Origin of the sequence: Oxobacter pfennigii (assembly GCF_001317355.1) — a bacterium.
Classification (GTDB): Bacteria; Bacillota; Clostridia; order Clostridiales; family Oxobacteraceae; genus Oxobacter; species Oxobacter pfennigii.
In genome coordinates, this window is the sequence record NZ_LKET01000026.1 from 78,030 (window position 1) to 102,854 (window position 24,825).

General features: G+C 37.2%; 21 protein-coding genes, 1 tRNA gene and 1 pseudogene. All 23 read right to left on the reverse strand.

Annotated features, from left to right (window positions below; translation table 11 throughout):
• Positions 1–51: 51 nt before the first annotated feature.
• Positions 52–2,247 (reverse strand): annotated as a pseudogene (locus OXPF_RS22980) (cellulose biosynthesis cyclic di-GMP-binding regulatory protein BcsB).
• A gap of 149 nt (positions 2,248–2,396) precedes the next feature.
• On the reverse strand, positions 2,397–3,659 hold the full coding sequence (locus OXPF_RS05695) for a glycosyltransferase family 2 protein (protein ID WP_054874246.1): 1,263 nt from the start codon (positions 3,657–3,659) through the stop codon (positions 2,397–2,399).
• 14 nt (positions 3,660–3,673) lie between these two features.
• Positions 3,674–4,771 (reverse strand): DUF2334 domain-containing protein, encoded by a 1,098-nt coding sequence (locus tag OXPF_RS05700; protein ID WP_160317160.1) that lies wholly within the window; start codon positions 4,769–4,771, stop codon positions 3,674–3,676.
• Between the two features lie 181 nt (positions 4,772–4,952).
• Entirely contained in the window at positions 4,953–5,816 is an 864-nt protein-coding gene (locus OXPF_RS05705; RefSeq protein WP_054874248.1) for a diguanylate cyclase domain-containing protein, read from the reverse strand.
• Complete coding sequence (wsfD, locus tag OXPF_RS05710; RefSeq protein ID WP_054874249.1) at positions 5,800–7,266, reverse strand: glycan biosynthesis hexose transferase WsfD; 1,467 nt, start codon at positions 7,264–7,266, stop codon at positions 5,800–5,802. Before wsfD ends, OXPF_RS05705 begins: the two co-directional genes overlap by 17 nt.
• Complete coding sequence (locus OXPF_RS05715; RefSeq protein ID WP_054874250.1) at positions 7,259–7,702, reverse strand: GtrA family protein; 444 nt, start codon at positions 7,700–7,702, stop codon at positions 7,259–7,261. The genes wsfD and OXPF_RS05715 overlap by 8 nt, the downstream gene beginning before the upstream one ends.
• 69 nt (positions 7,703–7,771) lie before the next feature.
• Positions 7,772–8,923 carry a glycosyl hydrolase family 8 gene (locus tag OXPF_RS05720; protein ID WP_054874251.1) on the reverse strand — a complete coding sequence of 384 codons (1,152 nt, stop codon included), beginning with the start codon at positions 8,921–8,923 and terminating at the stop codon, positions 7,772–7,774.
• 157 nt (positions 8,924–9,080) lie between these two features.
• Positions 9,081–9,341, reverse strand: coding sequence for a pyridoxamine 5'-phosphate oxidase family protein (locus OXPF_RS23705; RefSeq protein WP_341442024.1), 261 nt, complete (start codon positions 9,339–9,341; stop codon positions 9,081–9,083).
• Between the two features lie 373 nt (positions 9,342–9,714).
• Positions 9,715–10,644: an ABC transporter permease gene (locus OXPF_RS05730; RefSeq protein WP_054874252.1), complete on the reverse strand. Its 930-nt coding sequence runs from the start codon at positions 10,642–10,644 to the stop codon at positions 9,715–9,717.
• Entirely contained in the window at positions 10,644–11,705 is a 1,062-nt protein-coding gene (locus OXPF_RS05735; protein ID WP_054874253.1) for an ABC transporter permease, read from the reverse strand. Before OXPF_RS05735 ends, OXPF_RS05730 begins: the two co-directional genes overlap by 1 nt.
• Positions 11,698–13,224, reverse strand: coding sequence for an ABC transporter ATP-binding protein (locus OXPF_RS05740; RefSeq protein ID WP_152967706.1), 1,527 nt, complete (start codon positions 13,222–13,224; stop codon positions 11,698–11,700). The genes OXPF_RS05735 and OXPF_RS05740 overlap by 8 nt, the downstream gene beginning before the upstream one ends.
• 79 nt (positions 13,225–13,303) lie before the next feature.
• Positions 13,304–14,368: a BMP family lipoprotein gene (locus OXPF_RS05745; RefSeq protein WP_054874254.1), complete on the reverse strand. Its 1,065-nt coding sequence runs from the start codon at positions 14,366–14,368 to the stop codon at positions 13,304–13,306.
• A gap of 171 nt (positions 14,369–14,539) precedes the next feature.
• Positions 14,540–15,376 (reverse strand): DegV family protein, encoded by an 837-nt coding sequence (locus tag OXPF_RS05750; RefSeq protein ID WP_054874255.1) that lies wholly within the window; start codon positions 15,374–15,376, stop codon positions 14,540–14,542.
• A gap of 85 nt (positions 15,377–15,461) precedes the next feature.
• Positions 15,462–15,929 (reverse strand): tRNA (uridine(34)/cytosine(34)/5-carboxymethylaminomethyluridine(34)-2'-O)-methyltransferase TrmL, encoded by a 468-nt coding sequence (gene trmL / locus OXPF_RS05755; RefSeq protein ID WP_054874256.1) that lies wholly within the window; start codon positions 15,927–15,929, stop codon positions 15,462–15,464.
• A 10-nt stretch (positions 15,930–15,939) separates the two neighbouring features.
• Entirely contained in the window at positions 15,940–17,079 is a 1,140-nt protein-coding gene (locus OXPF_RS05760; protein WP_054874257.1) for a DUF362 domain-containing protein, read from the reverse strand.
• 31 nt (positions 17,080–17,110) lie between these two features.
• Complete coding sequence (locus OXPF_RS05765; RefSeq protein WP_054874258.1) at positions 17,111–17,944, reverse strand: Cof-type HAD-IIB family hydrolase; 834 nt, start codon at positions 17,942–17,944, stop codon at positions 17,111–17,113.
• A gap of 145 nt (positions 17,945–18,089) precedes the next feature.
• Positions 18,090–18,716 (reverse strand): corrinoid protein, encoded by a 627-nt coding sequence (locus OXPF_RS05770; RefSeq protein WP_054874259.1) that lies wholly within the window; start codon positions 18,714–18,716, stop codon positions 18,090–18,092.
• A gap of 225 nt (positions 18,717–18,941) precedes the next feature.
• Positions 18,942–19,748 (reverse strand): methyltetrahydrofolate cobalamin methyltransferase, encoded by an 807-nt coding sequence (locus OXPF_RS05775; protein ID WP_054874260.1) that lies wholly within the window; start codon positions 19,746–19,748, stop codon positions 18,942–18,944.
• 636 nt (positions 19,749–20,384) lie between these two features.
• Entirely contained in the window at positions 20,385–21,005 is a 621-nt protein-coding gene (locus tag OXPF_RS05780; protein WP_054874261.1) for a hypothetical protein, read from the reverse strand.
• Between the two features lie 48 nt (positions 21,006–21,053).
• On the reverse strand, positions 21,054–21,833 hold the full coding sequence (locus tag OXPF_RS05785) for an SDR family NAD(P)-dependent oxidoreductase (protein ID WP_054874262.1): 780 nt from the start codon (positions 21,831–21,833) through the stop codon (positions 21,054–21,056).
• A 315-nt stretch (positions 21,834–22,148) separates the two neighbouring features.
• Positions 22,149–22,225: transfer RNA gene (locus OXPF_RS05790), tRNA-Leu, on the reverse strand.
• Positions 22,226–22,382: 157 nt separating this feature from the next.
• Positions 22,383–23,753, reverse strand: coding sequence for a VanW family protein (locus OXPF_RS05795; RefSeq protein ID WP_054874263.1), 1,371 nt, complete (start codon positions 23,751–23,753; stop codon positions 22,383–22,385).
• Between the two features lie 174 nt (positions 23,754–23,927).
• Positions 23,928–24,776, reverse strand: a complete 849-nt coding sequence (locus OXPF_RS05800; RefSeq protein ID WP_054874264.1) for a DUF4097 family beta strand repeat-containing protein — start codon at positions 24,774–24,776, stop codon at positions 23,928–23,930.
• Between the last annotated feature and the right edge of the window lie 49 nt (positions 24,777–24,825).

A 24,825-nucleotide genomic window follows, 5' to 3' on the forward strand; every position in this document is an offset into this window, starting at 1 on the left:
GCGCCTCCCTTAATATACCCAATTATACATAAAGAGCTTAAGGCGAAGATTTTACCCTCTCCTCCTTCTGCCTCCGGGCCTTCTGTGCTTTCTGACCTTAGTTTCCTTTGCTTTTCTATTTTTATATAAATATAAACCCAGGCCAACGGACATTAATAACAGCACTGCTCCTGCAAAAATGATATAATTCCATATAAATTTGTTTGTAATATTAAAAGCACTTATATCCGGCCTCTTTCCTTCATCTTTTTGGAACCTTAGGGTTACCAATTCTCCATCCTTGCTTATTATAGCCGCATCCCCCGTCAGTAATCCCCGTTTATCATCCATAAAATAAGCCATGGAATCTCTTATGGATTGATTATCTAACGATGTTATAGTCAGCATACCTTTTTTATTATTGTATGGAGATGCCTTCAATTCAATAAAGGTTGCTGTTTTTGAGGTTTCGGGCAGTAGCTCATATTTTTCGTTGGAAAGCACTGTAGTAAATAGGTCGTTATATCTAAACCATAAGCTTTTGTTGACATCTTTTATGACACTGTTTTTATCCGGAGTTCCGAATATGATCAGGTTATCCGCTTTATGTTCTTCATCAATAGCCGCTCCCTTTACAGCATATATTATCCCTTCATTGTTTTCTATGCTGATTCCTAATAATTCAGCAATATTGCCTGCTATTGCAAGATCTTGTTTTTGAGGATTGTCCGGCAATACAATTGTTGTATTATCCAGATCATTATCTCTGGAAAACGGATATGGCAAATTTTCAAATTGCATGATGCTTCTTTCCTGCTTTGGCATATAAAAGAAACTGTCTTCCTGTATGTATGCCCACGGCATACTTATTAGATACTTCTCTCAAGTAATTTCACCGCTTGGTATGAGGTCAAATTCAACCCGCAGGTCATAATAGCTGAAACTTCTAGCTTCCTTGGGGATAAACATTTTAACTGTATGAAAATCCTTTTTTTCCTTATCCAGTTTTTCACTTGCAATGGGAATCCCATTTATATAAAGTGAAACCATAGATTTTTCATAGTCAAGATTATCAGAATATCTTATATTCAAATCAATGCTGGACTCATTAGCCAATACTTCATTAAATGGAATCCTTACCCCAATGGTCACAACCTGTTTTTTAATGCCTTCTACCTTTATTCCATTTAAACCTAGGTTCTTTAAGTAAATATAATCTCCTATCTTCGTTTCTTTTATCTTTGTATCAATATCCGGTGACAGTAAATATTTATTAAATATCATTTGTTCTTTAAGCTGGTCGTTGCTTAAAGCCTTTACAGCATTTATAAGGCTTCTACTATTATCTGATGCAATGATTAATAAAGGTTTTCCGCTATTCATTGTCACTGCCCTGTAAATATTGGCATTATTCATATCATCGTTGGAATTATTTTCTAATAGTATTTTAAAACTTTCAGGCATGCCTGCAAAGCTACCTATATATACCAAACTGTCGAATGCATCTATTTGCTGGTCACCGGCAGTAACCAGTGTAGTTTTTACCTGATACCCTAATTGATACGCTTTCATATGAGCAATCATTGTTAAAGCGGCTGACAATTCCTCATTGCTATAAGAATCAGGAATTACAACGCCAATACCAGGGGAGTTGTCTGGGTATACCCCTGCAAAAGGTCTCGCAAAATCTGTTATCCCATTATATATAGATTTCTTATCATATGTAACAACATAGTTGGTATTACCATCAATAATAATCCAGTTTACAATATGTTCATCATCTTCACATGGATCATAGGAAGTTTTGGTATGGGTCTTAACAGTTAACTCATTATAGCCTGTATTTACCTTATCTGCAGGTATATTAACCACCCAGTTCATTGCCAAATTATTTTCTTCATCCTTCAGGCTGATGGATTGTACAGGCAAATTATTTATGTAGATAGTTATGTATGATGTATCCTTGATAATCATAGGACTTAATGTGCAATACAAATTGAGTTTGAAATCCCTTACCTGCAATTCCTTGTCTACATTAAAAAACCATTTGCTTTCACCGTTAATACCCCTAAGTTCCACATCCTTAAGAACTTTATAAGTATACTTAAGCCCGCCGCTTTCATCATGGACTATGGTAATCTGCTTATCGTCTATTATGCCTTTGGCATTATCCTCAACTGCATAACTATAAATTGCTGAAGAAACAGTATTCAGCAACAAAATAACAGTGAAAATAACCATCCATCTTTTCAAAATTATATTTTTCATCTATTTCACCTATTTCCATTGAAATTCCTTGTATTTTGCTTTTCATACAATCAAATGCTATAACGAGAGCATTATTTAATAAAAATCACCTTAATATTGAAGTGCTTCAAACACTTAAATTTAATTAATCATTTAAAAGTACACAGCCTTTAATCAAATCTCTCTGTCTTATACCACTTTGTTTCACGTTTTAAAATCATATCCCTTATAAAACCTATAAATCCAATTACGGCAATAAATGTCCAAAGCTTACAGTAAGTAAAATACATAATAATAATGATGCCGAAGTTTGAGGCGTTAAGTTCCCCCCTCTCTGTTGAAGTCGAAATTAAAACAGATAATATAAAAATCACATAGGCCATAAACCATATAAGCAAGCTATACCCCATTATATGGGTTTCAATAAATCCGCCAACACTTAATATGAAAATCAAGTCCGACACTACAGCCCCTGTTAAGAAAAAAACATATACCGATAGGAAATAGAACAGGTCAAACCTCACAGGACCTGCTTTGCTGTTAAAAAGATACCTAAAATTTTTAACCAAAACATAATAATTCCCCTTTACCCAGCGGTTCCTTTGTTTAAGCCATACTGCAATATTCTCGGGTTCCTGTTCCCAGGAGGCGGAATATGGACAAAATCTTATGTGGTAACCCATCATATATATTCTGAAACTAATCTCAGTGTCTTCAGTTATTGCCTTTGTATCCCAACCGCCGATACTTTCTAATATAGATCTTCTTATAATAAAATTTGTACCCGGTATTGTACAAAGTTTCAGTAATTGCCATCTCCCAGCCTGGGCCATCCATTGAAAATAGATACCCTCAAGATTTATAAACCTTGTCAAAAGGTTTTTATTTTTATTTCTGCATCTGAACTTGCCAATAACAGCCCCCGCTTTATTGTCTTTTTGTATGGCATAGACCAATTCATACAAAGCTTGTCTTTCAGGAGTATTATCTGCATCATAAATTGCAATCAGGCTTCCTTTACTCTGCTCAAACCCTATATTCAATGCATTGGATTTGCCTTTTCCGCCTGTTACATTATCGGTATTAATGATTATTAAGTTCCTGTCCGGGTTTCTTTCTTTAATTTTCTGAAGAACTTCCGCAGAATTATCACTTGAATTGTCGTTTACCACTATAATCTCATATCTGTCGTTTTCATAATTTAAGCTCAGCAGAGACTGCACTGTTTTACCTATAACCTTTGCCTCATTATGGGCAGGTACCAATATAGAAACAAAAGGCGGATTATTAATAACTCTGGCCTTTTTCTCGTCTTTATTGTGTTTAATATATGAAATAAAACCGCTGTTGACCAACACCATATTAATCAGAACAACAATCCATATTGAAAATAGTGACCCCATTAATAGATAGTCATATATGCCTTGTAACATAAATACCAACCTTATTATTTAAATAATTTTTTAATATCGTACCGCCTTCCGATATATATATAAATGGATAATATACAAATTATCGCTACGGACGCTTTAATACCTATATCTATAATTTGGGATATATCATAACCCACCTCCCCCGGCTTTTCTTCTTCCAGGTTGCTGCCTTTAATTTTTTCTATTTCCAGCTCCTTAAATTGGTCAAGTTGTGTCTTTGGTTTTTCTTCTTCTTTGGGAATATTTACATTATTATCATCAGGGCTATAATCAAAATTTTTAGTTTTAAAATCCGCGACCTCAATTTTTTCGCTGCGGAGCATGTCAAGAAGTGCATCCAAATCTTCTGAATCCTTATTAATATCAAGACTTATTAAGTCTTCATATATATAATTTCCTTTGGACATATAAGAAAAAATATTATACTTATCAGCCTTGCGGCCGGTGATCATAACATGCCCGCTGATCATATCCGATATTTTGTACAAGTCAAGACTGGAGCTTATTTTACCCTCTTGTTCCGTCACCAGTATAAAAGGCAGGTATAAATCTTTAAAGATTTCATTACTTGAAAACAGCCTATCCATAGATATCTTAATCCCAACTATATCAATGCCTCTTTTTCTGTATTCTTCAACAGCTCTTTTTAAAAGCGGCTTAGAATCCATATTATATGTACCATCTTCATTTATGATGGGTTCATGTACAAAGAATTGTCCACCATTTTTCCCTATATACTTTAAAACTTCAATATATTTATCATAAGCCTCCAATGTATAATTATCGTAAACAGGCATAACAGTGAAAACGGGTGTTATGCCATTCTCATTTAAACTATCAGCCATATCCATAACCTTATTCAAGTCGGAAAAAGGATAAATTTTATCAATCTCTATAAAAAGCTTTTTATTTTCAAGTAGCTTTTCTGACCAAATATTTTGTTCCCCATAAACCAGCACTTCATTATTGGCATAAGCATCCGTTATAAGCTTATATTCACTTTGATAATTAAAACTATAAGGAACGATAATTATTTTGTCTCCCTGCTCTATTTTATGGTTGTCAATATTGTCTGCCTGAAGCAGCAGCACATTTTTTCCATCGGATTTCAAGCGGCAATATATATTGAGTATACTGCTCTCATCTTTCCCATATTCATACAAGTTCTTATATACAAGAATATACTTAGGGGACTTTTCATAAGCATAACTGCTGATTGAGTATAAAAAGCACAGCCCAGCAGAACATAATACTATCCGGCTTAACACTATCAATACTCTTCTATAGGCAAAATTACACATCATATTCCATATCCTTTTCTGCCATTCTGAAAAAATCATATGGATTATTTATAATATTTTTATCATAAATTACTATTCCCGTAATGATTTCAAGTTTTATTCTGTTTATAAGATAATCCTCTTTAAATTCAGTTGAGCAAATCGCTTCTTTAAGCCTTTTCTCCACGTATTTACCCCCATCCTTGTTGGACAGAAATATTATGCCGAACATATCCATATTTCTCAATATATATTTTCTATCCTCTTCTCTGAGTACACTATCAATTATTTGGGAAATCCGGTTAATAATCTTTTTGTACTTTGCTTCCCCTAGTACCCTGATGATCTCATTATGATATTTAATTTTAATTAGCATTAAATATACCTCAATACCATACCTGTTGCTGATGTTCATATAGGATTGAAGTTCGTCAAAAAATGTTTGGGAACCTCTAAGCTGTGTTTCCTTATCTATCATGACAAGTTCTTCATTTTCTTTTTTAAGGGCGCAGTTTTCACTTTGTATTTCCTTGAGGATTTTTCCTTTATAAGCAAATATAATTGAAAATAAAGGTACAGCTACCATCCAGAAGTATATCTCAAAACCAATATTATATATATTTGCTAAATTTAAATATATATTTATGCTTGCATACAGAAAATTGAATATTATGGAATAGAATATAGCTGCGGTTATGTTGGTATAGTACCCAACTACTGCTCCTATCATAACAAACAAAATTATGAAAACATTGGTCATACTTTTATTAAATTCACCGTATGAAAATGTAATTATTAAAACAAAAAACATTGTTATTACTAAAGTAACTGCCAAATCTATCCTTCTTGAAATCAGTTTATTATGTCTTTCTTCCATAGACGGCCTCCTTCCTACTAGACTTTTTGTGGAAAATCGAAATTGCATATATCAAATTAAAATAAAACAATATATCCAGAGATACAGTAGTCATAAAAAGATGCTTTTTTAAGTCAGCATCCCCCGCCCCGATAAAAGAAACTAGAATCTGTGAAAAACCTGTAAGGAATATATATACCATTACAGCCTCAAAGCAATGGTCTATAACTCGCCTGCCTTTCTGTCTATATTTTAGTATTCTGTTTATTGACAATGCAACATAAATAGTAAAAATAATATATATTAGCCCTGAAGTATGGGGAATATAATTATCTTTAAAATAACTCCATACAGTAAAAAAAGATGTTCTCTCGCCAAAGTCTCTTCCGGAACTTCTTGTATAATTTCCCAATACCTCCGGCCGGACAGTAAAACTATTTTTCCAGCCCAGCTCCATCATTTTAGAAAAGGCTTTAGGATGCGTGAAGTAGTACATGGTTACGGTAGCTATGTTGTACTGAGAATAGAAGTCTTTTATAAGTATTTCATCCTTAGGGTCTATAGCGGGTGTCCTGTCAAAATAGATAGTCTCTGCCATAAGTGAATATTGACCGTTAAGTCCTGATTCCTCTGTGACCTGTTGTACGTCCGGTTCGAAAAGCATAATTCCTCTTGTCATCATATGATATTTATTAACTAAATAAATACTGTCATCTATAACAATATAGAAAACCAATGTTGACACTAAAAGTATAAACCCAAAAGCAACCGCCAATATCTTTTTATTAATTTCAATTCGAAAAAAAAGCAATGTAATCAGCAATATGCAAGCTATTATACCATTAGGTGCAAGCTGATTTTTAGAACCTATAAAAATAAAGGTTGCCATAAAAAACGTAAGTATATATCTTATCTTCATCCCATCTTTTAATATGAACTTTAACAGTGCTGAAATTGAAAGAAGAAAGAAAGGATAAGCAATAGCTTCCCCATAAAAACTATTAAAATACGAAGTATACCCAATATCTCCAAATATGACAACTGCCATAAGTGCAAAAAAATACTGAAGCTTTTTGTTTTGTGTCATGGCTTCAGCAATTTCCACCATCCAATATATGCTAAAAGCAAGTACAATAAGGCATATAGCTGCTTGAAATCTTATATCAAATTTCTCATCATTGGTAAAAATGTCGTCTATAGCAATAGATAACCTTAGAATTATATTATGAGTAGACTTTATTTTACCCTCTAATTCATTATAATACTGAAGCTTATCATATTTATAATTGAAATAGCCAAAAAAATCGTTTACGTCCCTGTTTTGCTCATGCTTTAAACCATTCGATGCTATGATTCTGAAGAAATCCCCATTATCTGCCAGGCCGATAAGCGGCTGGCAAAACAATGCATATCCTGATATGAGGATTAACAGTATAACTGCGAATATGGACGGTTTCATATATTTACTCATAATAGGCCTTATCTCCATTTTTATCTTTTTTAAAAACGATAAATTCGCTTAAGATATAATTTATAATTACAACCATTATATTGGCTGCAACCTTAACACCATATTCGTTTAGTGACATTTTCTTTATAAATATATAAAGAATGATACTTTCCAGCACCAGTGTGAAAATCCTGGCCCCTATAAACTTGATGGATTCAGGAAAATATAGCTTTTCTGTATTAGAATCACTAAAAATCCATTTTTTATTAGTAAAATAAGCAAATAATACAGATATTACAAAGGCCGTAAAATTGCTGACCATATAGTGCATACCTATAATGAGGCATAAGCTGAACACACAAAAATTAATTATCGTAGTAATAACTCCCAAAATAAGGTATTTAAAGATCTTCCAAATATGCCTGGCATTCACAAGTAAATCAAACTTTTTAATCATTATGCTCCTCTTAAAATAGTATTCTTTTCTATTTACGCCCTTTTCAAACTATTCTCCTTTAGTACGGTCTTATTTGTTTGAGAATATTATTGAGGAAGATAAAATATACTCAAGATTATCAAAAGAATAAACTTCCAAATTCATATCATTTCCGAAGGCCCCATAGATTTCGGATTCTTCATTGCCCACTTGAAACTTCTCGCATTCCTTAATAAATATTTGTGCTTTTTGTATATCCCCTGATTCATAAAACAATCTTGCAACTAATGCATATAGAGCAGTAGATTCAATATCTGTAGCAGGTTCAAATGTACTTGAAGAGTAAACAGCAAATAATTTTCCATGCTTTAAATACTGCTCCCATATCCAGTCAGTCCCCTGTTTATTTTGCTGTCCTGTCTCTTGTTGGTGCAGCATGACACATACCGATTGAATAAGGCTGATATCTTCATCTATACTGTACGCCATTTTATCAAAATCATATTGAAACATATACAGGCCTGTTCCTTCAAATGCCGCATTTTTAATTAATTCATATGAATTTGTATATACTTTTTCCCATCTTGAATCAAACAAAGCAAGCTTTTTCATTGTATATAAGTCAGCATATGAAATTGTAATGCAATTGGCCTTATTCCTTGAAGCAAAATCATAGAAATCCAGTGGCATAAGATCCTGTATGTTGTATTTTAACATTGCCGAGGATAGTTTACGGACTAACTTCAAATATCTGTCATCCTGCCATTTTTCATATGCTAATATCAACGCTCTTGCAATTCTTAAATCATCAATAAGTGCTGTAGTCATTTCACTTTCTGATGTCTTCCTTTTGATCCAGGAGAACGACCCTTTATTAATATATAGATTGTTAACTGTCCAATGAAGGCAAAGATCAAAATGCTCTTTTATATTCCGATTTAACATATATAATAAAAGCAATCCCTGGGATTCCGACAGAATATCCTGTCCTGAAGCAGTATTGCTTTTATCACCGCTGGTATTTAAATAATTAGTATATATTGATAGCTGAGGTCCTGACATGCTCTCAACCAGAAATGATAATGCTTTTTTCTCTGCTTCCGGTATATTCATATCAGTTTTTAAAATATCTTGTTTTTGTACATTTCTTGGCAAAAAGGACATTTCTCTTTCAAATACCAAATAAGGCATCAATAAAAATAATAGTACGATAATCGGAATGATGAATTTTATACTTTTCATTACACAATCTACATCCTTTTTGAGGCAGAATAATTTGACACCTAATTTTATTTATTACTACTTTCTACTTATATGGATTTTGTTTGATTATTATTCTACAAATTATCCATTAATCCTCTATATATTACAAAATTAAAAAAACTTTTTAAAGCGGATTTTATAATGAAAAGCATTCTGTTTTTAAGTCGCAATAATAACGTCCTTCTAGTGCAGTAAACTTTAAAATACAATAATCAGGATCCTTTACACCTTCAGGATAAAATATTTTATCGCCAATATGCCATAGTTCCTTCTTAATTGACTCATCTTCAAGAACTTCCATAATTCCTATAAGCATAACTCCTTCATACTTTATAACTCCCTTATGATAAAAATAAATGCTGGCTTTTGGGTTACTGCGGTATTGGGCAGCACGCATAGAAGAGGTATTTGTTGAGAAATAAAAAGTTTTCAGCCCGTCTGTCTTTCGTGGTTTCAGTACGGCCTCTGATTAGGGAAGCCATTATTATCAACAGAAGCAATAAAGGCTATTTTTTGTCTTTTGATAAAGGCCGCAATTCTTTCAATCGACACCATAATTCTTCACCTCGTCAAAATATGAATACCCTGAGCATAGTATATCAGAAAAACTATAGAAACAAAAATATCAAACCTATGGAATATAACAGATTATAATGAAAATAACTGCACAAAAAATGAACATCACTCAATTGGATGATGTTCATAAAATATGGCTTAGCTTAATAGCTTCCTGCCATGAGGCATCTATCTAAACCTCGTTTGTTCTCCTTTTACTTCTCATCTTTATCATAGGGTACTCCGTCTGCTGCAGGGGCTGTAGATTTGCCTATAAATCCTGCAAGGGCCAATATGGTTACTATATAAGGCGTCATAACCAAAAGGCTTGTATCTATTTTTACTCCCCAAGTCTGTAAAAACACCTGGACCGCATCGGTAAAACCAAAGAGGAAACATGCCATCATGGCGCCTACCGGCTTCCACTTTCCGAATATCATGGCTGCCAGGGCAATAAACCCTCTTCCTGCAGTCATGCCGTCCCTGTAACCGTTAACCATGCCAACAGAAAGTGAGGCGCCGCCAATACCTGCCAAAAGTCCGGACAGTATTACACAGATATATCTGATTTTATAAACATTAATACCTACCGTGTCTGCTGCCCTTGGATGCTCTCCTACTGCTCTCACTCTTAATCCGAAGGGGGTTTTAAAAAGGACAAAATGGGAAATATATACAAAAATCAGAGCTATATATACAAAGGGCGTTATTCCTTTTGTTATGTTTCCGATAAAGGGAATGTTATCAAGGAAAGTCGGGAAAGAAGCTATGCCATTTACAGGGTTTGACTGGCCGGGTTGTCCCCATATTACATTAATGAGAAAGGCCGTAAGGCTTCCCGAGAGCAGGTTAATGGCAACACCGCTTATAACCTGATCTGCCTTATACCTTATGCTTAAAAATGCATGCAAGCCTGCAATCAGCATTCCCGATGCCGCCGCACCTAAAACTCCCAGCCAGGGTGAGCCTGTATAATGGGAAACGGCAACGGATGTAAAGGCACCGGTTATCATAATACCTTCAAGGCCTATATTGGTAACTCCCGAGCTTTCGGAGAAGGTTCCGCCTAAAGCTGCATAAATCAAAGGAGTGGCTGACCTTAAGGTAGAGCTTATCAAAAATGCTATATTGGTTAAAAAGTCCATTAGCTAACTGCCCCCTTTCTTTTGTTAAAAAAGAGAAAAATCTGCTCGGCAGCTATAAAAACTATTATTATCCCCTGTATCAAACCTACAACTTCCTTAGGCACGCCGGCCGAAAACTGCATCTGAAAAGATCCTTTAGCCAGCGCACCGAAAAGTATGGCACCGAATACCACACCAAAGGGATGCTGCTTTCCCACCAGAGCAACGGCAACGCCATCCAGTCCATAGTTTGTAAAGGATAGAAGCTGATTTACTCTGAAGTTTACCGACTGCACCTGTACAGCTCCGCCCATACCTGCCAATGCTCCCGATAAGATCATGGCAAGAACTAAATTTCTGGACACACTTATACCGCCGTATTCGGCAGCTGCAGGATTATTGCCTACCGCCCTAATCTCATATCCCAAAACAGTCTTCCATAATATGATGTATAAAATCACGGCGCACAAAATGGCAATGAAAATCCCTGCAGTAAGCCTGGAATTTTGAAACAATGGATAAAGCTTTGCCGTATCAGCAATATCCTTGGTAAAAGCCTTTGAAGGCATATTGAAATAAGGAATTTTAAGGGAAAGGAAATTACTTAAATACCAAGCCACATAATTTAACATTATAGAGTTTATTACCTCATGACATCCAAGCTTTGCCTTCAGTATCCCTATAACTGCCGCCCATATGGCACCGCCTGCCGCCCCTGCAATCAAGCATGCAGGCACATGAAGAAACCATGGAAGTCCCTCCAGGGCAAAGCCTGCCCACACAGCAGTAAAGGATCCGATTATAAATTGACCTTCCGCACCTATGTTGAATAAACCGCAGCGAAATGCCGCCGATAGGGCAAGGCCGGTAAATATAAGGGGGGTAGAATATACTAAAGTTTCACCTATTATCTTTAAGGATCCAAAGCTTCCCTTGACAAGGGCCATGTATGCTTTAGCAGCCTGGGATACGGGATATCCTATCAAAAGCATGAACAAAAACCCTGCACCAAAGGATACAAGTATTGAGATTACAGGGAGATAAATGCTTTTCAAAAAGGGCTTAATATATTTATCAGCCATTACTTTCCCCCCTTTGCTCTCCTCCTGCCATCATAACACCCAGCATCGTTTCATCGGCATCCCCTGCATCAACTATTCCTGATATCCGCCCGCCATACATGACGGCAATCCTGTCGGACAATTCCATTATTTCGTCCAGTTCAAGTGAAACCAGCAGCACGGCTTTGCCTTTATCCCGTTCTTCAATAAGTCTTTTGTGTATATATTCGATAGCGCCCACATCCAGGCCTCTTGTGGGCTGTGACGCAATCAAAAGCTCCGGCTCTCTGTCCACTTCCCTTGCCACCACAACTTTTTGCTGATTGCCTCCCGATAATGAAGATGCTTGTACTTTTTCGTCGGGAGTTCTTACGTCGAATTCTTCAATGAGCTTTTTAGCATGGCTGTTTATATTTGTATAATCCATCATCATTCCCTTTTTATATGCCTTTAAATAATGGCTTCCCAGTATCATATTCTCTGCCAGCGAAAACTTAAGCACAAGACCTCTTTTATGCCGGTCCTCGGGTATGTGTGCAACTCCAGCCTCAATTACCTTTCTTGGTGAATTTCCTGTTATATCCCTGCCGTTAATTGTAATCCTGCCTTCCGTCGGTTTTATAAGGCCGGTTATTGCTTCAACAAGCTCTGTCTGTCCGTTTCCGTCAACACCTGCAATACCCAGTATTTCACCCTTTTTAACCTCGAGGTCAATACCTTTTAAGGCCTCCATCTTCCGATTGTTTACAGCTTTTAACCCCTTGATTTCCAAGACGGTTTGTCCAATCTTTCCCCTGGTTTTCTCAGGCTTTAAGCTCACTTTTCTTCCTACCATCATTTCAGCTAAAGTTTCCATATCTGCATCCTTTGTCTTCACCGTTCCTACTACTTTTCCCCGCCTTAATATGGTGACTCTGCTGCTCATGCTCATAACTTCCTTAAGCTTATGGGTTATGAGTATTATTGATTTTCCCTGATTTACAAGCTGTTTAAAAATCTCCCCCAATTCCTCTATTTCCTGGGGAGTCAAAACAGCCGTAGGCTCATCTAAAATTAAAATATCCGCACCTCTGTAAAGTGACTTTAAAATTTCCACTCTTTGCTGCATTCCTACGGATATATCCTGGATTTTCGCATCCGGGTCCACATCCAGTCCAAATTGACGTGAAATTTCCAAGACATTTTCACGGGCCTTTTTATTATCAAATCTCAGCCCCGATTTGGGCTCGCTTCCTAAGACTATATTCTCCGTAACGGTAAAAGGCTCAACCAGCATAAAATGCTGATGCACCATTCCTATTCCCTTTGATATGGCAATATTGGGGTTAGTTATCTTAACACTGCTTCCTTTAATATAAATTTCACCTTTATCAGCCTTGGTAAGACCGTACAATATATTCATCAAGGTAGTCTTTCCAGCACCGTTTTCTCCTAAAAGCACGTGTATTTCTCCTTCTTCAAGGGTAAAATCCACACTGTCGTTAGCCACAGTGCCGGGAAATATTTTAGTTATTCCCTTCATTTCAACTACGGCTCCCAATATTTATCCCCCTTTCTCCATCCATCAAACAAGCTAGATAACTATGTATCTAGCTTGCTTTAAGAAATGGTTTAAACTTTTATTCCAGCTTGGCGCTGAAGCCTTCTAAATCAGCCTCTTTTTCGGGCACAACAACCTTGCCGTCCACTATTGCCTTTGCCCATTTGTCTGCCAGCTCTTTAGCCTCAGCTGATGTATTTCCCGCATTGTCACTGTATCCAACGCCGTCTTCTTTAAGTCCGAGAACTGTAACTGAATTTCCCGGGAACTTCCCTTCAAGAGTAGCCTTTGCTATTGAATATGTAGCCGTATCCACCCTTTTTATCATACTGCAAAGTACGTTTTCGGGAGCAAGGTCCGACTGGTCCTGGTCAACTCCTATTGCCCATAGGTTCTTATCCTGAGCTGCCTGTATGACCCCTAGTCCGCATCCGCCGGAGGCGTGATATATAACATCTGCACCGCTGTTAAATTGTGAAAGAGCCGCTTCCTTTCCTTTAGCTGCATCACTGAAGGATTCGGTGTAATTTACAAGCACCTGAATTTCCGGGTTAACAGCTTTTACACCTGCCCTGAATCCAGTTTCAAATTTCTTTATAAGATCTCCCGTCATTCCGCCTACAAATCCTACTTTATTTGTCTTTGTGGTCTTAGCTGCAATAACCCCTACCAGGAATGAGCCTTCATGTTCTTTGAATGTTACTGAAGCAACATTGGGCTTTTGCACCACTGTATCTATAATAGCAAACTTGCTGTCTTTATTTGCGTCAGCAACTTCTCCCAGTGCCTTTTCAAACAAATATCCTACAGCAAATGTAATGTCAACTCCTGCTTCAGCCATTGAAGTAAGATTGGGCTGGTAGTCTTCCGGCTGCTTTGACTGGGCAACTTTTGATTCAGCCTCGTCTCCATTTTCTTCAACGAATTTTGTTATGCCTTTCCATGCCAGGTCGTTGAAGGACTTATCTCCGAGACCGCCGGTATCCGTAACCATGGCAACTATCATTTTCTTTTCAGGTGTAGGTGTTCCCGTTACCTGGGGTGTACCTGTAGGCTGCTGGGGTTCACTTGGCTTCTGGCCGCATGATACAATCAATGAGCCAATCATCAGCACGGTAATGAGTAATGATATAATCCTTTTCATCTTTATTTCCCCCTCTTTTTTAAATGGACATGATCATTAACTTAAGTATATTTCTATGTCGCATTGAAAAATCCTGCATATACATAAAAATATTTACACAAAAGGCAATATTTGAGTTATAAAACGACAAAAATAAGCAGCCTAAAAGGCTGCTTATACAATGGGGGACATTTATACATATGCTACTCCGAAGGCGCCGGGGCCTACGTGAGTTGCTATTACGCTTCCTACATTGGTGTCTATAAATTTTGTTTCACCAAGCTCTTGTGATATTGACGTCTTAAGTTCATCTGCAGTATCAGGGCATTTGGCATTTGCAATACCTATCAAACGCCCTTTGCCGGCGGTTCCTTTTTCTTTTATCATTTCTACGATATTCTTTATGGCTTTTTTCATACCTCTGGCTTTTTCAACAACCGCTACTTTACCATCGGTAATAGTGAGTATGGGCTTAATATTTAATATGTTGCCTATAACGGCCTGGGCACCTGATAACCTTCCTCCCCTTTTTAAGTATTCCAGGGTATCTACGGCTATTAAAAGCTTAACTTTGTTTTTATAATCCTCTATGAATTCCACAATATCATTATGGTCCATACCGCTTTCTGAAAGCTCGGCTGCTTTTAAGGCTATCATACCTAAGGCAATTGTCGCAGTTCTTGAATCCACCACCGTTATTTTATCATCCTGCAGTGCACTCTTCGCGATAACAGCCGATTGATAAGTACCGCTTAAATCGCTTGAAATGTGTATTGAAATTACACTGTTTCCTTTTTCAAGCTCGGCCTTATAAACATCTTCAAAGGCTTTAGGATTTACCTGGGATGTGCTGGGCAGCTTATTGCTGCTTACCAATTTTTCATAAAACTGTTCTGAGGTTATATCAATCCTGTCTCTGTATTCTTCATCTCCAAAATGTACAGTCAAAGGAAGTTCTATAATTCCATATTTATCAATTAAATGCTGAGGGATGTCCGCAGTGCTATCAGTAACAATTTTTACGCTCATTTAAATATTACCTCCGAAATTAGTACTTGCTACTAATATTATATACTAAAACCTGCATACATTGCAAAACATTTATTGAAACCCCTTATTTCATATCCGGAAAGTCCAGCTGCCGTAGCGCTTCAAACATAATTATGTTTACGCTGTTGGAAAGATTTAATGACCTTAGACTCTCTTTTATCATGGGTATGCGCATGCAATTCTCAATGTTTTTTTCGATCAATTCCTTCGGCAATCCGGCGCTCTCTTTACCGAAAACAAGGAAATCTCCTTTTTGGAATTCAATGTCCGTATACAGCTTTTTAGCCTTTGTGGTGGCATAAAAAAACCTTTCGTATCTGTACTCTTCATATAATTCCTCCAAACTGTCATAGTACCTTATATCAAGATACTGCCAGTAATCCAGCCCTGCTCTTTTCAAGCTTTTGTCATCTGTTGAAAAACCAAGGGGCTTGACAAGATGAAGTGTTGATTTGGTCAGCACGCAGGAGCGGGCTATATTTCCTGTGTTCTGAGGAATTTCAGGCTCTAGCATTACTATGTTCAAATTCATGATTTACCCCCTATTTTACTAATTTCCTTAATATCCACGGCCTTTTTATTTCAATGGCTTTATGAGGACAAAGCTCCTGACAGCAAAAGCAACGGATGCACTTATAAAGGTCCACCCTTGGCCGCCCATTTTCCATGGTAATGGCACCGGGAGGACAGCTTTGCTTGCAATTGCTGCAGCCAATGCAAACCTCCTGTGAAAAAACCGGACGAGGAAGCACATGCCTGCTCATTAGCCTCTCTAAAGGTTTTGGTATTTTACCGGAGAAATTTACAGTCCTTATATCCGGAACCTTGTATCTTTTCCTCATATCATCAAGGTTTACACCTATAACTTCAATATCTTTTATATTGCCGGAAACGATATTTCTCTCCCTGCATCTTTGAATTGTAGGAACGTCCAATGGGTTGACGCCTATTAAATATGCCCCGGAAACATCGGCTTCATAGGGATTTTCAGATGCAATCAATATCCCGGAATGAATAGGAGCACCTGCCGTAGGCCCTTCTCCTTCCATTCCGTATATTCCATCTATGATTGATAGAACAGGCTTTGTAAGGGTACATATATCCACAAGCATGTTGGAGAAATTCTTAATGTCCGGCATTTTATAATGATATTCTGCTTTTAATACCCCGGGGATGGCGCCAAACATAACTTTAACAGCTCCGGTATATAATACCATTCCATGAGTTTTCAGTTTTGAGAGCGTAATTATTTTATCGCAGTCCATCATAGGCTTTATCAAAGTAAGCCTTTTAACAGCCACAGCCTCAGAATGGTTATACTCCTCTGATGAACAGTCATAATTTAATTCTGCACCTGATTGCTTTGCTGCAGCTTCTATACCACAAGCCCTGTATAAGCTCTGAAGAATTACTTTATTATATGGCCCCCCCGGGCTGTCGCCTATTATTACCTTCGCCCCTGCCCCAATTAGTTTTTTAGCAACAGCCTCAACTATTGCCGGGTGAGTGGTAGCGGCATCCTCAGGATTTTTTTTCATAACCAGATTAAGCTTTAAAAACACTTTGTCTCCCGGATTTATAAATTTATTTATCCCGCCGAGATTATTAAAAGTCTCATCTATACCTTTAGATACATAATCCATATCATAGTTTTTACATTCTACCAAAGATACCTTTGACATTTTATCCCCCCTAAGCTGTTTTCAGCTTCAATTATTGCTCACTTAATATAAATTTTTCTATTATATAGGCCACGCCGTCTTCTTCATTAGTAAGCGTCACAAAATCCGCGGCAGACTTAGTCTCGGCCGTTGCATTCCCCATGGCTATGCCAAGACCTGCATACCTTATCATGGATATATCGTTTTCATTGTCGCCAATGCAGATTATTTCATCCCTTTTAAGGTTGAAATAATCCGCCAGGACCTGCACAGCCTTGCCCTTTGAAACGCCTTTATTCATTATCTCTATATTATTTTTAGCAGAACTTACTACTTCCACATCCAAAACTTCAATATCCGCTCGTAATGCTGCTATTTTATCAGGATTTTCATCGGCAATGACAGCCTTTAGAATATGGGGGCTGTTTTTTCTTATTACTTCGTCCCATTCATTCTCATTGACAATTTGAATATGTACCTGTCTGTCCCCGGGCATGGCATTGTTCCACTTAGAATAATTCAAAGATGCATAAATGAGCTTTTCTGTATATATGGTGTTGCTGGACATGAAATGGCATACAAGATTATGTTTTTTACATGCAGCCAGCACATCTCTTATAGCTTTTTCCCCAAGAAGCATTGCATAAACAACTTCATCCCTGTCCTTTTCTCTTATATAGGCTCCGTTTGAAGCGATGATGGGGGAACTCACCCCTATCATTTCCCCAAAAACTCTGGCAGATGTAAAAATTCTTCCCGTGGATACAACTAATATAACGCCCGTCTTTGCTGCCTTATCCAAAGCTTCCTTATTTCTTTCAGATATTCTTTTGTCATTAGTTAAAAGTGTCCCATCCATATCCATTACAAGCATTTTATATTTCATTATTTGTCTCACTTCCAATCAATACTAATATCCTAATACTTTAGTTTAATTAATATACATAAACTTAGCAAGAAAAAAAGCCTAAATATAACAATATAAAAAAGCCGGATTAACCGGCTTTTTTATATTGTTATATTTATTTAAATTATACTAATTCCTTAGCTTTAACAGCAGCTCCGCCTGCATCACGGGCATAAGCGTCAGCTCCGATTGAAGATGCGAATTCAGGAGTGATAGGTGCTCCGCCTACCAATACCTTGAATCCTGTTAAACCGCTGGCTTTAATTGTTTCTACTGTTTCTTTCATAGCCGGCATAGTTGTTGTTAAAAGTGCTGAGCAAGCTACTACTTTTACATCAGGATTTGCTTTTATTGTTTCAATGAATTTGTCTGCCGGAACGTCAACACCGAGGTCGATAACATCGAAACCTGCGCTGCCAATCATAAGAGCAACAAGGTTCTTGCCGATGTCATGAAGGTCTCCTGCAACAGTTCCTATTATGCACTTTCCAAGGGAAACTGCACCTGAGCCTGCAAGAACAGGTTTAAGTACTTCTACGCCTTTTTGCATTGCTTTACCTGCAACAAGCATTTCGGGAACAAATATTTCTCCTGATGAGAATTTGTCACCTACTACTCCCATAGCTTCAACCATTGCTTCAAGGATAGCAGTTGCTGCTTGTCCTTCGTTCAATGCTTCCTGTACTAAACCAGGAACAACTTTGGTTTTACCGGCTGCGACGCCAGCTTTTACTTCATCAATTTTTGACATTTTAATTTCCTCCTTTTGTTGGGCAATTACAGGGGCAAGATTATGCAATCCACCCGAATGCTTTTTATTTTGTTATAATTATGTATTTCAGCGTTAACAAGGGAAAGGTGCTCCTTTTAGTCCAAAGGCCCGCTATCCTGCAATATCAGGCCAAAGGCCAGCAGCACCGTTTTTATCCTCTCACATTAAAGCCTTATACATTTATACAGCTAAGAATATTTATAACTATTTATTTACCGGTCCGAATATACCATCCCTGTATGCACTGATGTATTCCATACAGTAATCATCCATACCAAGTAATGCTTCTGTCGCAAAAATCATACCCATCATATCTCTGTTCAATGGGTCCATAATTACGCTGTTCATTCCTGCGTTCATTGCAAGAACAACGAATGCCTGGTTAACAAGTTTACGTACAGGAAGGTTGAATGAAATATTACTTGCAGCACCTGTAACATTGATTGTCGGGTACTGTGATTTTATATTTTTAATTAAGTCTACAATCATATTTATGCCATCTTCGGATGTACAAAGCATTTCTACGAGTGGATCGATGTGAATACGGGAAGGATCGATGTTGAATTCTTTAGCTTTTGCCATAATGTTAGTGAAAACTTCCAAACGCTTTTCTGCACTCTTTGGAATCCCTGTGTCATCGCAAAGAAGAGCTACGCATTCCCATGAAGTTCCGGCAATGATTGGGAATATTACATCAATTTTGTTGCCTTCGCCTGAAACTGAGTTAACAAGGCCTGGCTTTTTGCAGTATTTCATTGCTGCTGCAACTACATCTGCACTTGGGCTGTCTACAGCTATAGGAGTATCTGTAACCTCCTGTACTAAATCGATGAGCCATTTTAAAGTTTCTACTTCTATGTTTTCTTCAACTGAGGCACATACGTCGATAAAATGAGCTCCTGCTTCGCTCTGAGCTTTTGCAAGATTTTTGATATGTTCTGCGTCCCTTGCTGCTATAGCCTTTGCTACAGATGGAATTGAACCGTTGATTTTTTCACCAATAATGATCATTACAATTTACCTCCATACTTAAGTATTGTTAAAATTTGATTCATCTCATCTAAACTAACCCGAAGCGCCACACTTAAACTCCGGATTATTTGAGCTTCCCATATATATAAATGCCCTAAACACAAAAAAATATTGTATAATTTTTAGCTTTATACCCAATGAAAAGCGCAATTAGACAGTCTGAATTTATATAGAAGTTTATTAATACTTTCTTTATAGTATAATTCCTACTAGTAATTGTTGTCAATGAATATAGGTGATACCCATGGTATTAATTTGCCCTTTTGGCACTATTTTTAAAAAAAATGTAGAATTATTACAAATTTACTTTTTAAAAAAGAAGAAATCTTTAAAGCTATTTTTCTATCACTTCAATTAACTCTTTAATTCTAAGTTAACCAGCAATAAATCAACTTATTTTTCGGCTTAATAAACAATTAATTATTTTGATAAGTAACTCACGTTTTCTTCATAAGTTCTTCAAATAAAAAGGTTATTATATAAAAAAAGGGCTCTCCCCCTTTTATTCATATAGAAATAGCCCTATTGTTTCAGGGGTTATTTCTATTTTTTGAAACTATAAGATAGGAATTGATCCGACTCCCATTATACTCATTTACACATGGTCTGATAATGTTAATTTGCCGTGTCCAATTCTCCAACTGTTTTTTGGCTGAACAGAATTGTAATCGCATACACATGTTCATAACTATGCTTCTGATATTCATCAGGTGTGAAGAAATAATCAACATTATATGAATTAATTGAATTTTGAGCAGTTGAAATTTGTACTACCAGTGGAATTTCTTTTTCATAAGTGATTTCTGTCAAATCATTTAACATAGACGTTGCGCGTCCAATTCCTGTAATTTCTTCAGCAGGTTCAGCAGAATACTTTGTTGAGCCGCTGCTATGTTCGCTTTGTAATGCTATCCTTAACCCTTCGGCAAGATTTTCAAAATCGAGAGCAAGTCTGCCCATGCCATCAGGAAATTGCTGTCCGCCACCTGAAATCATTTTCCATTTACCATCTATCAGCTTATATGTATTAATTTGAACACTTTTTACGGTATCATCCAGCTTAAAATCATAGATAAGTTGATCATTATTGTCTCCAAGCAACTTAGCTATATTTTCTTCTTGCTGCGATAGTTCTGCTTTCTCAATATACATGCTTGGTTTTTTAACTGAGCTGCTGCAAGCTGAAAGAGAAAATATAAAGATAACTGCTATAATACCCGTTATTATTTTCTTCAATTATATTCCTCCAGTACTTCTGACAGTAATATACATATAACCCGCAGTTCAAATTTTAATTCCTTTGTCTTGCAGCCATTGATGAAAGTCTTTGGCGATGATACGTTCTCCCGTCATTCCCTCAGCGAGAGGGGATGCCAAAAAAAGAATGGCTTCATTCATAACATCAGGGCCTAACAGGTTAACTCTTTTTCTGAATTCTTCCCGTAATCCTTCCGGAATGAGCCCTGTATCTGCAGCACCACCGGGAAGAAGCACGTTAACAGTAATTCCATATTCACTCAACTCGGCAGTCATAATATTGGACAGTGCTTCAGCACCCGCACGGGAAGGCCCATAGGGAGTCTGGCCCTTATTCACCATGGTGGAGTGACTTGTTGAAACATTTACAATGCGCCCTTTCCTCCGGGCAACCATCATAGGCGCAAACCCTCTCGCAACTAAGAAATAACCTGTAAAATTGGTCTCAACAACGTCCCGAAAGCCATCAGGGTCTATCTCAAAAAAAAGCTTGGGATTGGTTGTAGGATTCACTCTTCCTATACCAAGTCCGGCATTATTTACAAGCAAATCAATATGCCCCCAGTTTTTCTTAACCCATGATACTGCTTCATCAACGGACTGCTCACTCCGTACATCCATTGGCAAAGCAAAGGCTTGCAATCCCTCACTTTGCAGGCGTCCTGCAGCTACATTCAGTTTTTCACCTGGCCGTGATGCCATCGCGACAGTTGCTCCGTTAAGCAGCAAAGTACGGGACATCTCAAAGCCAAAACCATCCGATGCACCTGTGATTACAGCATAAAATCCAGTTAGTTTGTGATTCATCCGGTTTGCCTCCTAAAATTTCCAAATTATAAATTATTTATAATTTTAATACATCTGCCTTTTAAACACAAGATGCACACATTGATGGGTAATAATACTGTGTTATCATCTTTCTAATAATTCAGAGCCTATGATATCCTAAACCAGATGATCTGTAAGTAAATTCCCTGACGGATACCACTCCTATTAAGTAAAATACGTCTAAGAAGTGGTAAAGGAATTAAAAAAACCACCTACGAAACACTAAATAATCGTAGGTGGTTTTTTAATACTTCCGTTGGCTTTAAACCTGTAAAACCTTCATAATACTGTATTTGGTGCGCGGGAGGGGAGTCGAACCCCTAAAACTACGAACCTGAATCGTATACGTATGCCAATTCCGTCACTCGCGCAGATTTAATTGCAAAAATAATTATATCACCAAATTATTGCTGTGTCTAGAGACATAAACAATTATATTCAAAGGCCTTCAACTACGAAGGCAAAGGGGGATACGCAAATGACTACCCCCGGCGGGGTCCAGCAAGTGGCGGTTGTGAATGAACCGGCTTAAGGCTTTCCTGCCATGCCCCGTACAACCACTCCGTTAACGGCAAGATATTTGTCTTCACCTAATATTTCGTCTCTTACAAGCTTTCCGTCGATGTATGTTTTCCTATATGATTTTACCTTGTAGCCGTTTTTGGAGCCTTCCTTTGTGACGGTAGTTCCCCAGGGTAGGCTGTAGTCGTTAATAATTCTTGGCTTGGGTTTTATTATCTCCACTATTTCTGTTTTTATATCCACCCTCAAATTTTTTGTTGTATCATCTCCGTAAATTTCAAATGCTACAGTGCTCCCTGATATTACACCTCGTATGTAAATTGGGCAGCTTCGGTTATTTTTAATCTTTAAATCTATATAGCCGGCAGATATTGTTGCATCCCTTCCCATAGCTATGTAGGTTGAAGGAAGTCCGTGATTTTTCCTCTCAACAATATCAAGATCTGCCAAAAGGGCGGCATTGTATAAAGTGGTTGCCACCTGACACACTCCCCCTCCCATCCCCTGCACTACCTCGCCGTTTACAATGACCTTTGCCTCTTTATATCCGTATCTGGCTACCCTTGGACCTAATACCTTATTAAGAGAGAATACTTCTCCCGGCATGACGACTGCGCCATCTGCGGATTTTGTACCTACAATAATGTTGGTAGCCCTGTTTCCGCTGCTGGAATAAAAACTTGTCTGAAATCTGGACAGCTTAACCTTGATGGCTTTCAGCATTTCTTCTGTTTTTTGCGCCTGGGTTTTAACAACAGGCACATTACATGTTCCTGATACTCCTTTGACCAATATTTCTTTAACCATTTTTAAGAATACTTCTTTATCAGCTTCTGTACCCTGTATATCGGAAGTTACATTAAAGGTTCCTGCTTTGTATGTAATAGTTGCATCTATCGGTTTTTCTGCTATATTATCGGCTATTTCTTGAAGCTTTTTTCTAAGAAGTTCTTCATCATAAACTGCATTGATTTCAATGTTTACATCTCTTTTTATAAACTCAAGATTAATTAACGCCAGTTCAACAAGATTGCTCTTCCGGCTTATTTTCCAGGCATCCTCCACAGCCGCTTCCACATCATAATGCCCTTTAACATCTTCATATTTAAGCTTCCATTCCTTATCGGCATACTTGATATCTATGGAATTGTCTTTAAGCCTTTGCTCCAGTTCCACCTTTAATTTATCTGCAGCCTCAGACCTTTTCATAAAACCTATATAGACATTGTTCACGCTGATGCCTTTTAAAATTTTATTATTTTGAAGCCATGCAGATATAATTATAATAGATAATACAAGCACTACTAAAACAATGGCTGAGACAGGAATTGTCATATCGGACTTGTCTTTAAAATTTATGGATTTTTTCTTGGACATTGTAATCCTCCACACTATGTAGTAAGCTTCAATATATATTATTAAATTAATTTTATTAAATCTCTTATCTATAGATATGAAGGATGATGGTAAAACTTAACCTTATGCTTATCCTTTTAATGCATAAAATAAAGAATGGATGCAATGATTTTAAAATTCATCGCATCCATAAAATTATCTTTTGCTTATGTTTACACTGCCGGTATTATTAACTATAATAACCTTTGCACCGCCGCCCTTTACCTTACCCTTAACTTCCATGTTTTCCTCGGTTCCGGATATATCAAAATCGCAATCTATATTTCCCACATTGGTTTTGGCATCTATTTCAAAGGCTGTGTCAGAAGGAAGGGATACATCCACCATACCCACATTTGTCGTGAATTTATATGTTCCTTCAGTGCCAATGGTTCCGTCAAACAAAACTCTTCCTACGTTGCTCGTAAGGGCTGAATCGGCTTTCAGGCTGCTTTTTCTTACAGTAACATCGCCGGTTACGGCTTTAAGATTTATAACTCCCCAGCAGTCATTTAAATCTATTTTACCCACATTATTAACAACATCAATATCTCCTTCAGCACCGCTTAACTTTATGTCGCCAACCTCTGCATCCACTTTATATGCTTTTATTGTCTGAGGAACATAAATTTCAAACTCCACCGACATGCCATTATTTTTAAACTTGGGAAGGAAAGCTTTTATAGTGTATTTATCATCTTTCTTTTCATAAAATATCTCGGCATTCTTAAGCTCATCCAAAAGCTCGGCCTTTTCTTTTAACCCATTGTTTATTTTTGTGGCAACGATTTGTATCTCATTCTTTTCCCATGTTTCTATATCAACACTTCCAACCGGTGAGATAACCTCAATTGTTTTAATCCCGCCTGCCTCTATAGTTTTTTGTGTGTTTTCTTCAACCCTGTTTAGTCCTATTGTGCGACCGCCTATATTGATTAAATCACAGGCAGACAGCATAATTGAAACATAAATCATCAGCATTGCCGCAATAATTCTCTTCTTCAATCTTTTCCCTCCCTTTTTCTTTCACAAAATGTTCTTTCTTTACACATCA